The organism is Amycolatopsis sp. NPDC102389, assembly GCF_044765885.1.
Taxonomy (GTDB): domain Bacteria; phylum Actinomycetota; class Actinomycetes; order Mycobacteriales; family Pseudonocardiaceae; genus Amycolatopsis.
Genome location: NZ_JBIWKX010000031.1, coordinates 41,008 through 52,771 on the forward strand (window position 1 = coordinate 41,008; position 11,764 = coordinate 52,771).

The 11,764-nt window shown below is 67.5% G+C and carries 12 protein-coding genes; 2 read left to right on the forward strand and 10 right to left on the reverse strand.

The genetic code is table 11. The annotated features are described in order from the left end of the window. Positions 1-49: 49 nt before the first annotated feature. The 4 genes from ACIRGA_RS24580 to nucS all read right to left on the reverse strand — a co-directional run bounded on the left by ACIRGA_RS24580 (position 50) and on the right by nucS (position 5,706). Entirely contained in the window at positions 50-826 is a 777-nt protein-coding gene (locus tag ACIRGA_RS24580; protein WP_400944840.1) for a hypothetical protein, read from the reverse strand. Positions 827-870: 44 nt separating this feature from the next. Then, the gene (locus ACIRGA_RS24585) at positions 871-1,833 is read right to left on the reverse strand and encodes a patatin-like phospholipase family protein (RefSeq protein ID WP_400944842.1); all 963 of its coding nucleotides are present in this window, start codon (positions 1,831-1,833) and stop codon (positions 871-873) included. A 394-nt stretch (positions 1,834-2,227) separates the two neighbouring features. Then, positions 2,228-4,903: an ATP-binding protein gene (locus ACIRGA_RS24590; RefSeq protein WP_400944844.1), complete on the reverse strand. Its 2,676-nt coding sequence runs from the start codon at positions 4,901-4,903 to the stop codon at positions 2,228-2,230. A gap of 143 nt (positions 4,904-5,046) precedes the next feature. Next, on the reverse strand, positions 5,047-5,706 hold the full coding sequence (gene nucS / locus ACIRGA_RS24595) for an endonuclease NucS (protein WP_034308895.1): 660 nt from the start codon (positions 5,704-5,706) through the stop codon (positions 5,047-5,049). Between the two features lie 37 nt (positions 5,707-5,743). Between nucS and ACIRGA_RS24600 the strand changes: the two genes are divergently transcribed. Further along, positions 5,744-6,286, forward strand: a complete 543-nt coding sequence (locus ACIRGA_RS24600) for an NUDIX domain-containing protein (protein WP_400944846.1) — start codon at positions 5,744-5,746, stop codon at positions 6,284-6,286. 2 nt (positions 6,287-6,288) lie between these two features. Here the strand turns inward: ACIRGA_RS24600 and ACIRGA_RS24605 are convergent, their stop codons facing one another. Then, a complete protein-coding gene (locus ACIRGA_RS24605) occupies positions 6,289-7,062 on the reverse strand; it encodes an enoyl-CoA hydratase-related protein (RefSeq protein WP_400944848.1) in 774 nt (257 codons plus the stop codon). Continuing rightward, entirely contained in the window at positions 7,035-8,021 is a 987-nt protein-coding gene (locus tag ACIRGA_RS24610; protein ID WP_400944850.1) for a GlxA family transcriptional regulator, read from the reverse strand. The genes ACIRGA_RS24605 and ACIRGA_RS24610 overlap by 28 nt, the downstream gene beginning before the upstream one ends. A 71-nt stretch (positions 8,022-8,092) precedes the next feature. Between ACIRGA_RS24610 and ACIRGA_RS24615 the strand changes: the two genes are divergently transcribed. Next, positions 8,093-8,653, forward strand: a complete 561-nt coding sequence (locus ACIRGA_RS24615; RefSeq protein ID WP_400944852.1) for a cysteine hydrolase family protein — start codon at positions 8,093-8,095, stop codon at positions 8,651-8,653. Here ACIRGA_RS24615 and ehuA read toward each other — a convergent pair. From ehuA to ehuB, 4 genes are read right to left on the reverse strand one after another with little or no spacing between them, the layout of a single operon-like run. Next, complete coding sequence (gene ehuA, locus ACIRGA_RS24620; protein ID WP_400944936.1) at positions 8,650-9,414, reverse strand: ectoine/hydroxyectoine ABC transporter ATP-binding protein EhuA; 765 nt, start codon at positions 9,412-9,414, stop codon at positions 8,650-8,652. The two genes, ACIRGA_RS24615 and ehuA, sit on opposite strands and share 4 nt — an antisense overlap. Before the next feature lie 7 nt (positions 9,415-9,421). Next, complete coding sequence (ehuD, locus tag ACIRGA_RS24625) at positions 9,422-10,078, reverse strand: ectoine/hydroxyectoine ABC transporter permease subunit EhuD (RefSeq protein WP_400944854.1); 657 nt, start codon at positions 10,076-10,078, stop codon at positions 9,422-9,424. Beyond that, positions 10,078-10,773, reverse strand: a complete 696-nt coding sequence (gene ehuC / locus ACIRGA_RS24630) for an ectoine/hydroxyectoine ABC transporter permease subunit EhuC (protein WP_400944856.1) — start codon at positions 10,771-10,773, stop codon at positions 10,078-10,080. Before ehuC ends, ehuD begins: the two co-directional genes overlap by 1 nt. A gap of 13 nt (positions 10,774-10,786) precedes the next feature. After that, entirely contained in the window at positions 10,787-11,680 is an 894-nt protein-coding gene (gene ehuB, locus ACIRGA_RS24635; protein ID WP_400944858.1) for an ectoine/hydroxyectoine ABC transporter substrate-binding protein EhuB, read from the reverse strand. Positions 11,681-11,764 lie beyond the last annotated feature (84 nt).

An 11,764-nucleotide genomic window follows, 5' to 3' on the forward strand; every position in this document is an offset into this window, starting at 1 on the left:
CCGCTCCGGCTTCCGCCAGGAACGGCCCTTTCCCGTGACCGGTGGGGGTTTACCGGTCCGTGGGCAGGCCGACTTCGCCGTCCTCCTTGATCAACCGGGCGAGGACGTCGTCCGGCATGTACGTGCGATGCGGATAGCCCGGTCCCCACGAGTTGAGGAACGGCACGGCGCCGAGTTCGTCGGCACGCGGATTGGCGAGGACCTCGTGCACCTCGTCGACCGTCTTCGCCCAGCGATAGGCCTGGAGGCCGTTCTTGACGTCGGGTGTGTAGGCGGCCCGCTTGACGTGATCGTCGCCGGCGTAGGTCTCCGACCAGGGGACGTGTCCCAGTTCGAGCAGGACCTCGGCCGCCGCGCGGACGGACGTGCCGTTGTTGTCACCGGGGTTGGTCTCGTCCCATTCGTCACGCAGCTTCGCCTGGTCCCACAGCCACCGCGCGGCGTAGAGGTCGCCGTTGAACATCGTCATGCAGCGCGACCAGCCGAAGCCGACGCACGCGCCTTCCCTGCCCTGGTCGTAGAACGCGTACTGGGTGTCGCCGTCAGTCGACTCACCGGGTTCGAGGCAGACGCAGTGCCCGCCGCGGATCCTGGTGAGCGATTTCGCGCCGCCCTTCGCGACGAAGAATTCGCCGGACTTCTCGTCCTTCTCCGGCACGTCGAATTCCTTGTACCAGTTGACACCGATGACGACCGGTGACCGGGTGGGCCGGTCCTCGGCGGCCAGCGCGGTCAGCGGATAGCGCTCGACGTGGCGCCAGTCGTCCGGGACGAACCTGCCTAGGCGGCCGTCCGCCGGGTCACTGCCGATCGGGCGATAACGCATGGGATCCTCCTATCCCTCATCCCACCGGAATACCGCCGGCGAGTTCACTGCGGCACGATCTTTTCCAAAAACCTCCGCGCGGCCTCCCGTCCGCTTTCGAAGAGGCGCTTCTTCTCCTCTTCACCGAGCCCGAAGTCGACGGCGGAAATCCCGGTCGTGTCGACGTACACCGTCCTCCGGTTCACACCCTCCTCGTGCAACCGGTAACGATTCCAGTCCGACAGCAGGGTTTCGAGCGAACCGATGGCGATCCGCAACGCGCTCTTCACCGGTTTGTCCCTGCGGCCCACCGGCTCCCCGGAAAGCTTCACGCCCCAGGTCGGCCATCGCGGCTTCTTCGTGTCGGTCCGGTCGAAGACGGTGATCGGGAAGTTCGACAGCAGCCCCCCGTCGACCCACGTGACGGTGCCCTCGGGACGGACGTCGAACTGCACCGGCCGGAAGTACAGCGGGATCGACATCGACGCGCGTACCGCGTCGACGATCTTCTCCGCACCGGGATCGCGGCCGTACTGGGAATAATCCCAAGGCAACCGGACGAGTACGCGGCGAGTCAGGTCACTGACATGGACGACGAGCGAATACCGTTGATACGGAAGCAAAGTACTTTCCGGATCGTCGACGGCGAGATCGGCGAAAGTATGCACGTCGACCTCTTCCAGCAACGGCGTGAGCCATTCCGCGAGATAGTCACCGGAGTGCATCCCGTCGTGCAGCAGCAGATCGACGCCGTCACCGATCGGGCCGGCGACCTTGTCGAGCAGGGACCGGTCCTGGAAACGGCGGCAGTCCATGTCGTTCATCACCGCTTCCAGACCGCCGAGGTCCTTCTCCGCCTTCTGATAAGCGGCGACCAGTGCCGCCACGATCGCGCCGGCGCTCGCCCCGGCGATCCGGGGGAACGAATAACCGGCGTCGTGCAACTCCAGTACCGCGCCCAGCAGCCCGATGCCTTTGACGCCGCCGCCTTCCAGCACCAGATCGACACACTTCGGAGAATCAGCCATGGCACTTCACCTCTGCACCCGCGACCGCCGTATGTCGGCGGTACCCCTCGCGGAAATCGAGTGTGGCACAGCGTGAGACCGAGGAATCCGGCGTTCACCCGAATGACGCGGAAACAGCTGGTTCTTTTGCAGGAGAGTGCGAGTTCGTTAATTTCCCGCCGCCCTTTCGGGCATTCTGTGGCGCGGGAAAGAATGCAGATACAGAACCGAGGACTCGATTCGATATCGGCTGTTCACCGGACGAACGCGACTGGGCACGGGAGCTGAAGGCGACTTTGCCCGCGTCAGACGCGGTTAAGGGCGCCTTCCCCACATCGCACACGGGGATGGGGCTTCAGGTCAGACCGAGGTACGCGGGGCCGGGTGACGCATGAGCGTGGATTTGCCTCGGGTATCAGGACGAGGTCTGCGCGTCGAGGAGACGCCGGCGGAGTTCGGCGGCCTTGTGGGAGAAGCCGGTGTCGTCGTAAACCGCAGCGGCCTCCTGCCAGCAGGTGACTGCTTCGCCGGTGTGGCCGACTCGGTGAAGACAGGTCGCCAGGACGTCCAGCGGCTCGGCGACGGTGCTGTGCCGATTGAGAGGTCTGCTGTGGCCGATGGCCAGCGCTTCCCGGCACATCGCGATCGCCTTCTCGAGTTCATCCAGGTGACGCCAGGCACGCGCCAAATACGTCAACGCCATGGCTTCGCCGCCGAGATCTCCGGCACGACGGCGCAGGTGCAGGCCGCGTTCGGCGTGCTTGAGCGCGAGCTCACCGTGGTCGAGGTTCAGGTGTGCGGTGCTGAGATTGCCTTCCACCACCGCCTCCCAGCTTCCGGCATCGATTCCTCGGCTTAACGGCAACGCCAGCTCGAGCCACCGAACGGCCTCCTCGAACTGACCCTGTCGAAGCAACAACAGGCCGCGGTCGTTGAAGGCGTACACCTGGAGTGGAGTGTCGTCGAGTTGCCGGGCCAAGGTGGCCGCACGGTCGAGGTCGGCCCGCGCCTGATCCCACCATCCCAGGCCGGAAGCCATTTCCGCACGGCTGAACAAGAGAATCGCTTCCTGGGTGCGGTCGCCATTTCGGTGCGCAGCGCTGATCCCGGCGCCATTCGCGGCCACGTATTCATGCGGGTTCCCCGCAGATCTGAGGAAGCGGCAGGCGCGGGCAAGCGGGACTGTGTGGTGGTCAAGCCGGTGCTCGGCGGCGTGGTGGAGAGCAGCCAGGATGTTGATGTGTTCGGCGTTGAACCAGGCCCACGCATGGTCGAAGTCGGCTATGGGATACGGGTGATCGGGTTCGGCCGCGGTCGGCGGCATCAGCGTGTACAAGTGGGCGAAGTAGCGGTCCGCGGTGCGCGCGGTGTGGGTATAGAAGGTCAGCATGGATTCCAGCGCGCGGTCCCGGTCGACGTCGGTGTCGTTGTGGCGGGCCTGGTCCGCGGCATAGGCCCTCAACAAGTCGTGGAACTGGTACCGGCCACCCGCGGCGGCCTCGATCAGATGCGCGTCGGCCAAGGCGGCGAGCAGAGGGCGGGTGTCCGCGGGCGGCAAATCGGCGAGGGCGGCGGCGACCGGCAGGGAGAAATCAGGTCCGGGATGCAGGCCGAGCCGCCGGAAAAGCCTCGCCTGCCCTGGTGGAAGTCGCCGGTAGGACCAGTCGAACACCACCCGGACGGCGGCTCGCTCATCGCCGAACTCGCTGAGGACGTCGAGCCGGGTTCTGTCGTCGGCCAGTTCGGTGACGACCTCGGCGACCGTCACATGGGGGTGGGCGGCGGCACGGCTGGCCGCGACCCGCAACGCCAGCGGTAACCGTGCACACAGCCGGACCAGTTCCGCGACCGCATCCGGTTCCGCGGCTGCCCGCTCAGTACCGAGAATGCCGGTCACCAGGTCGAGTGCTTCGGACCGGTCGAGCGGGCCGAGGGTCAGGCGGTGAGCGGCCTCGGTGACCGCGAGGCCGTTGAGGCTGTCGCGGCTGGTGACCACCACCATGCAGCCCGCGGTGCCGGGCAGGAGAGGCCGGATCTGTTCGGCACTATGGGCGTTGTCCAGCACGAGTAGTATCCGTTTGTCCGCGAGCAGGGACCGCAGCAGTGCCGCCTGCGCGTCGACGTCGGCGGGGATCGCGCGAGCCGCGACACCCAATGCCCGCAGGAACCCGTTAAGGCCTTCGCTGGGGGCAACCGGGGTTCCGGAGCCGTAGCCGCGCAGGTCAATGTGCAAGGTACCGTCGGGGAACCGGTCCTGGACCCGGTGGGCCCAGTGCAGCACGAGGGTGGTCTTGCCCATCCCGCCCGCACCGTCGACCGCGGCGATCACCACCGACAGCGGTCGCTCGCCGTACCGGTCGGAGTCGGGTGGGACCAGCGCGTCGAGTTCGGCCAGGTGTTCGGCCCGGCCGGTGAAATCTCGCACCGCCCCGGGAAGCTGCCGAGGCACCACCCGGCCCGAACCCGCGCGCGGACGCCCTGCCGGTGCCGGCACCGGGCCGATCGAATACGGATGGTCAGGCAGGGTGATCCATCCGGTCGTGGTGGCTTCTTTGACCTCGACCGGGATCTCGCGCCAGGTCGAGGGCGCGGTACCGGGAGTGTGGCGGATGACTTCGTCGTACAACCAGTCCGACGCGATCACCGCCAGCATCCCCGGAGACTCGGCGAGCGCGGTCTTCAGCGGCAGTGCATCGCACAGCCGGAAAGTCAGCGTCAGGGACGACGACGTGACACCGTGCGCGTCGTAGCCGACTTCTCCGGCATGCAGCGCCACTCGCAACCGGATCCGTTGTGCTTCGGGATGGGTTTCGTTGTGAACTCGGAGTCGTATCACCAGCGCCGGCAGTGTCGCTTCCACGAACCTCGCCTTGTCCGCATCGCCCGGCACCAGCGCGAACACCGCGTCTCCGCGGTCCTCCCGGTAGCACTTGTCCCAGTTGGCCCCAGACCCGGCGAACGCTGCCCTCATCACTTCGTCGAGGCCCTTGCGCACCGCATGCTGATGCGGTCCGGTCCGCCGCCGGTCCCCGAACCCCTCCACGTCGGCCACCACGATCAAGTGATGCCGCGAACCCTGCCCCTCGATCATCGCCGTCCCTCGTCCCCGCCCGCCGAACACTCAAGACACGACAAGGATCCCAAGAATGCGATACGGAGTTAAGAGCCGGCTGAGCAGAAGAACTGTTCTACCGCGAAAGAAAGCACCCTGCCTATCAGGGCTCGTGGTTCAGCTCAGAAGAGGCGGAACTCGTCCGACTCGATGCCGCGCAAAGCGTCGTAGTCCAGCGTGAGGCACCGGATCCCCCGGTCCTCGGCCAGCACCCGTGCCTGCGGTTTGATGATCTGCGCCGCGAACACGCCCTGCACCGGCGCCAGCAGCGGGTCGCGGTTGAGCAGTTCGAGGTAGCGCGTCAGCTGCTCGACGCCGTCGATCTCGCCGCGCCGTTTGATCTCGACGGCGACGCTGGCACCGTCGGCGTCGCGGGCCATGATGTCGACCGGCCCGATCGCGGTCGGGAACTCCCGCCGCACCAGGGTGTAGCCGTCACCGAGGGTCTTGATGTGCTCGGCGAGCAGTTCCTGCAGGTGCGCCTCGACGCCGTCCTTCTGCAGGCCCGGTTCCGCGCCGAGTTCCTGGGCGTGGTCGTGGAAGATCTCGTCGATCGTGATGACGAGCTTCTCCCCCTGCTTGTTCTCGACGATCCACAGTTTGCCGTCCTCGATCAGCCAGCACGGCGGGCTCATCCAGTTCAGCGGCTTGTAGGCGCGGTCGTCCGAGTGCACGGACACCGAGCCGTCGGCCTTCACGAGCAGCAGCCGGGTGGCCATCGGCAGATGGGCGGTCAGACGGCCGGCGTAGTCGACCTGGCAGCGAGCGATCACAAGGCGCACCACGCGAGGGTAGGACAAGCATGGCGATACTGTGCGCATGGACCCCGTTCAGCGTGTCAGCTCCCGTGAGGTGTACCGGAACAACTGGATGACCGTGCGCGAGGACTCCGTCCGGCGGCTCGATGGTTCCGAGGGGATCTACGCCGTCGTCGACAAGCCCACCTGCGCCGTGATCATCCCCTTCGACGGCGCGAGGTTTCACCTGGTCGAGCAATTCCGCTATCCGCTCGGGCTGCGGCGCTGGGAGTTCCCCATGGGCACCGCCCCCGAGCGGGCCGACGTCCCGCCGCGCGAGCTCGCCGCCCGCGAACTGCGTGAGGAGACCGGGTTGATCGCGGGCTTGATGACCGACCTCGGCGTGACGGACGTCGCCGCCGGAATGTCGAGCCAGCGCGGGCGGGTGTTCCTGGCCACCGATCTCACGCAGAGTGAAACCCAGCGCGAGGTCGAAGAGCAGGACATGCGGACGGCGTGGTTCGACCTCGACGAGTTCGAGAAGATGATCGCCTCGGGTGACATCACCGACGCGCAGACGCTGGCCGCCTACACACTGCTGCTCATGCGCGAACGCGCGCTCTGAACTCAGTCGGGCCACACCGGCGAACGCTTCTCCAGGAAGGCCGCCATCCCCTCACGCGCCCCGGGCAGCTGCGACGCCGAAGCCATCACCTCCAGCGCCAGCGCGTAGGCGTCGGCCTCGGGCCGGTCCAGCTGCGCGTAGAGGGTCTGCTTGCCCATCGCCTTGCTCGCGCGGCTTCCCCGCGTCGCACGCCCCAGCAGCGAAGCGACGGCTTCGTCCAGCGAGTCATCCGGCACGACGCGATTCACCAGGCCCCAGTCCAGCGCGGTCGCGGCGTCGACGACGTCACCGGTGAGTGCCAGCTCCATCAGCCGTTTCCGCCCGATCGAGCGGGCCACCGGGACCGCGGGCGTGTGGCAGAACCAGCCGCCCTTGCCGCCGGGCAGAGCGAAGCCGGCGGACTCCGCGGCGACGGCGAGGTCGCACGACGCCACCAGCTGGCAGCCCGCCGCGGTCGCGAGCCCGTGCACCCGCGCGACGACGACCTGCGGAACGGACTGCATCGTGCCCATCAGGTCCGTGCACAGCCGCAGCAGCTCGCGCACGCCCATCAGGTCGCGTGCGGCGACGTCGCCGAAGTCGTGCCCCGCCGAGAACACCGGCCCGGCGCCCGCCAGGACGATCCCGGTGGCGTCGGTCTCCCCGGCCTCGCGGAACGCAGCGAGCAGCTCGGCGAGATGGTCCGCCGACAGTGAGTTGCGCCGCGCGGCGCGGTTCATGGTGATCGTGACGGTGTCACCGTCCCGCTTCACGAGGATGTGCTCGTACTCGGCCATGCTTCGACGGTAACCGACCGGAACGTCCGGCGATACGAATCGGGCCCGACACCGACGTCGGCCCGGAGCCTTCGCCGCAGGTTGGCGGCGGTGCCGAGGCCGGACCGCTGCGCGACCCGCTCGACCGGGAGCTCGGTGGTCTCCAGCAGCCGCCGCGCGAGCCGCACCCGCTGCGCGCGCAGCCAGCGCCCCGGCGTGACGCCGGTCGCCGCCGCGAACTCGCGATGGAAGGTCCGCTCGCTGAGCCCGGCGTGCCCGACGAGGTCGTCGACGCCGATGTCGTCGGCGATGCGCTCCAGCGCCCAGTCCATTGTGGACGAGACACTCGGCCGCGAGGGCCTGGGCGGCAACGGGTTGTCGACATACTGCCGCTGGCCGCCTTCCCGCGCCGGCGGCATCACGAGCCGCCGGGCGAGCGCGGCCGCGACCTCGGCGCCGTGATCGCGGCGCACCAGGTGCAGGCAGAGATCGAGCCCGCCGACCACCCCGGCGGACGTCAGGACGTCACCCTCGTCGGTGAACAGCACGTCCCGCTGGACGACCGCGTCGCGAGCGGCGGTTTCGAGGTCGTCCAGCAGCCGCCAGTGCGTGGTGACGGACCGGCCGTCGAGCAGCCCGGCCGCCGCGAGGGTGAAGGCGCCGGAGCACAGCGAGGCCACGGTGATCCCCGCCCGGTGCGCCTTGCGCAGCGCGGCGACGGCGGCCGCGGGCACCTCGGCGTGCGGATCGACCCGGCCGGGCACGAGGACGAGATCGCAGCCCGCCAGCCCGCTCAGCCCATGGGTCGCCTCGACCTGGCCGAACGGGTGGATGGCGACCCGATCGCGGCCGGACGCGCAGAGCCGGACTTCGAAGGGGCCGATGCCGCTGTCCGTCCGGTCCACGCCCCAGACCTCGCCGATCACGCCCAGGTCGAAGGACCGGCTGCCCGGCAAGAGGAGCACACCCACGGTTCGCATGGCAGAAAAGTACCGCATCGCGCTTCTTCTGCCACTCCCGTTCAGTGCCGATGCGCGTGAAACTCGGAGCCATGACCACTGAAACCAAGGCCCTGCTCGTGATCGACGTCCAGCGCGGCTTCGACAAGCCCGTCTGGGGCCCGCGCAACAACCCCGGCGCGGAGGCCAACATCAAGGCGCTCGTCGACGCCTGGCAGGAGCGCGGACTGCCGATCGTGCTGGTGCACCACGACTCCGTGAAACCCGGCTCGTCGCTGCGGCCCGGCCAGGAGGGCAACCACTTCAAGCCGGAACTCGACGGCGTGCGCGCGGATCTGGTGTTCGGCAAGAAGGTCAACTCGGCCTTCCACGGCGACATCGATCTCGACGGCTGGCTGAAGACCCGCGGCATCACCTCGTTCGTGCTCGCCGGCATCCAGACGAACTTCTGCTGCGAGACCACCGCGCGCGTCGGCGGGAACCTCGGCTACGACGTGACTTTCGCGCTCGACGCCACCTTCACCTTCGACCTCGCCGGGCCGGACGGCGGCGTCCTGACCGCGGACGAGCTGTACCGGGCGACCGCGACGAACCTGCACGGCGGCGGGTTCGCCACGGTCACCTCGACGAAGGAGATCTTGAGCGCGCTTTAGGCGCGGTCGATCACGGCCTTGAGGAACTGCCGCGTCCGGTCGTGGTCCGGATCGTTGAACAGCTTGTCCGGCGTGGCATCCTCCAGCACCTGCCCCTGGTCGAACATCATCACCCGATCCGAAACGTCCCGCGCGAACTGCATTTCGTGCGTGACACACAGGATCGTGATGTCGGTGGACGTCGCGATCTCGCGCAGCACGCGCAGCACGTCGGCCACCAGTTCCGGGTCGAGCGCCGAAGTCACCTCGTCCAGCAGCAGCACGTCCGGTCGCATCGCGAGCGCGCGGGCGATCGCGACGCGCTGCTGCTGGCCACCGGAAAGCCGCGTGGGGTGCTCGTCCTTCTTGTCGGTGAGCCCCACCATTTCCAGCAGCTCGACGGCCCGTGCCTCGGCCTCGTCCCGCGAGACGCCGAGCGAGTGGATCGGCGCCTCGGTGATGTTGCGCAGCACGTTCATGTTGGGGAACAGGTTGAACTGCTGGAACACCATGCCGATCCGCTTGCGCGCCTCCCGCAGGTACTTCTCGTCCGCGGGCACCAGCTTTTCGCCGCGTTTCATATGGCTCAGGTAGTCACCGCAGACCTCGATCGTGCCGCCGTCGACCTTCTCCAGTGTCATCAACAGCCGCAGGATCGTCGTCTTCCCGGACCCGCTCGGTCCGATCAGCGAGACGAATTCCCCTGGTGCGACGGTGAAATCGAGGTCCCGCAGTACGACGTGGTCCCCGAAGGACTTGACCACCTGCGAGAACCGGATCATCGGGGAATCAACTGTGGGCGGCACGTCGCTCCAACCTTCTCACCAGAATCGAAGCCGGCAGGCTCACCAGCAGGAACAGCACCCCGGCCAGGGTGTACGGCTCGGTGACGCGGAACGTGTCGGCGCCGACCTCCTTCGCCCTCGCCAGGACGTCGACGACGCCGATCGCCAGCAGCAGCGGGGTTTCCTTGAACATCGAGATCGTGTAGTTGCCGAGCGCGGGCAGCACCCGAGGCACCGCTTGCGGCAGGACCACGGCGGTCCACACCCGCGACCTCGGCAGGTTCAGCGCGGTCGTGGCCTCCCACTGTCCTTTCGGGACGGCTTCGATCCCGGCACGGTAGACCTCGGCGGCGTAGGTCGCGTAATGCACACCGAGCGCGATGACGCCGGTGGTGAACGGGGACAAGGTCATCCCGCCCACCGGCTGGATCACGTAGTAGAGCACGAACACCTGGATCAGCAAAGGTGTGCTGCGGATGAACTCGATGAACAGCAGAACCGCTTGGGACAGCACGGGAATCCCGGTCCGGCGGATCAGCGCGAACACCAGCCCGAGCGCGTACGCGACCACCGAGGCCAGCAGGGTGATCTCGACGGTGACGAGAAGTCCTTCCAGCAGCAAAGGAATCGAATCGGCTGCCGCTTCCCAGCTCCAGTCCATCACACACCTCCCGCGGTGGCCGTCATCTTGGCCGGGGCCCGGCCGAGGCGTCGCGCGGCGATCCGTTCCAGCAGCCGCATCCCACTGGTGATCAGCAACGCGAGCAGGAGGTAGAGCACGAGTTCGGTGCCGTAGATCCAGCTCAGCTCGGCGCCGAACACCGGCCGCAGCAGTTCACCTTGCCGCGCCATCTCCGGGACGGCGATGAACGACAGCAGCGCGGTGCTCTTCAGCAACTGGATGAAGAGATTGTTGAACGGTGGCAGCATTTCCGCGAACGCCTGCGGCAGGATCACCCGCCGCATCCGCTGGGCGGGCGTCAGGTTGAGCGCGACGGCGCCTTCGAACTGCGCGCGGGGCACCGAATTCACCGCCCCGCGGACGATTTCCGCGCCGTAGGCTCCGTGGTTGAGGCCCAGCACCAGGATTCCGGCGAACATCGGCACCAGCTGGAAACCGACCAGCACCGGGAGCACGAAGTACAGCCAGAACAGCTGGACGACTTCCGAGGTGCCGCGGAAGATCTCGACGTAGACGCGGGAAATCCCCCGCACCGTCCGGGACGGCGATCCCAGCGCGAGCCCGGCGACCAGGGAGAGCACCACGGTGAGCGCGATCCCGCCGACGGCGGCGGTGACGGTCGCGGTCAGTCCACTGAGGACGGTCGTGATGATATGCGATACCGACGACGACATGACGTCAGCCCCGTTACACCGCGCAGAGTTTCTCGGTGGTGACGTCGGACTTCGGCAGGTTGTCCGCCGAGAACCCGAACGGCGTCACGATCTTGGTCCATTCGCCGCTGTCGTGCAGCTTCTTGAGCTCGGCGTTGAAGGCCTCGCGCAACGGGTTGTCGTCCTTGCGGAAGACGAAGGCACCGGCGGAGACGACCGGCTTGCCGTCCTTGATCGGGTCGAAGCCCGGCGTCACTTCCGCCGCGGCGCCCGCGCTCTTCGCCAGGACGTCCTTGAGGGAGATGTCGGTGAGCGCGGCGCAGTAGACCCGGCCGTCGGTGACCGCGCGGAGCATGTTGTCCTGCGAGTCGAGGGTGACGATCTGGTCCTCGGCGACGCCGGCGTCGGTCGCGTATCCCTTCTCCACGGCCGCCGACAGCACGGCGACCTTGACCTTCTTGGCCGCGATGTCCTCGAACTTCAGCACCTGCTGCGGATTTCCCTTGGGTACCAGCAAGGCCGTCAGCGCCGAGTAGTCGGGGATCGAGAAGGCCGCCGCGTCGCACCGCTCCTTCTTGATGTTCATCCCGGCCGCGACGATGTCGTACTTCCTGGCGTTGAGTGCGGGGATCAGCTGGTCGAAGGAGACCGCTTCGGCTTCCACATTGTCGATGCCCATGGCCTTGAAGACGGCGCGGGCGACTTCGGGCGCCTCGCCGGTGACCTTGCCACTCTGGTCCGTGAAACCGTACGGCGCTTCGTTCGCGATCCCGATCTTGATCTTCTTCGCGTCCTTGGCGGCCTGCAGAGCGTCCCCGGAAGACGTCGACGTGCACGCGGACAACAGCACCGGGCCGCCGATCGTCACCGCACCCAGGACCGCGGACCGCCGGAAGAACTCTCGCCTCGACCATTCGCCGTGCACCATCGCGGCACCTCATTTCGATTAATCGTTTTAATCGAAACGTAGGTGGGTACCTTTGCGTGAGCAGTGTGAGCGGGTGACGAACCA

Bases quoted from the DNA above. Each gene is read 5' to 3' on its own strand.
- ehuB (WP_400944858.1), bottom strand. From the start codon at position 11,680: ATGGTGCACGGCGAATGGTCGAGGCGAGAGTTCTTCCGGCGGTCCGCG.
- ACIRGA_RS24600 (WP_400944846.1), top strand. From the start codon at position 5,744: ATGGACCCCGTTCAGCGTGTCAGCTCCCGTGAGGTGTACCGGAACAAC.
- ACIRGA_RS24590 (WP_400944844.1), bottom strand. From the start codon at position 4,903: ATGATCGAGGGGCAGGGTTCGCGGCATCACTTGATCGTGGTGGCCGAC.
- ACIRGA_RS24610 (WP_400944850.1), bottom strand. From the start codon at position 8,021: ATGCGAACCGTGGGTGTGCTCCTCTTGCCGGGCAGCCGGTCCTTCGAC.
- ehuA (WP_400944936.1), bottom strand. From the start codon at position 9,414: ATGATCCGGTTCTCGCAGGTGGTCAAGTCCTTCGGGGACCACGTCGTA.
- ACIRGA_RS24585 (WP_400944842.1), bottom strand. From the start codon at position 1,833: ATGGCTGATTCTCCGAAGTGTGTCGATCTGGTGCTGGAAGGCGGCGGC.
- ACIRGA_RS24605 (WP_400944848.1), bottom strand. From the start codon at position 7,062: ATGGCCGAGTACGAGCACATCCTCGTGAAGCGGGACGGTGACACCGTC.
- ACIRGA_RS24580 (WP_400944840.1), bottom strand. From the start codon at position 826: ATGCGTTATCGCCCGATCGGCAGTGACCCGGCGGACGGCCGCCTAGGC.
- ehuC (WP_400944856.1), bottom strand. From the start codon at position 10,773: ATGTCGTCGTCGGTATCGCATATCATCACGACCGTCCTCAGTGGACTG.
- ehuD (WP_400944854.1), bottom strand. From the start codon at position 10,078: ATGGACTGGAGCTGGGAAGCGGCAGCCGATTCGATTCCTTTGCTGCTG.
- ACIRGA_RS24615 (WP_400944852.1), top strand. From the start codon at position 8,093: ATGACCACTGAAACCAAGGCCCTGCTCGTGATCGACGTCCAGCGCGGC.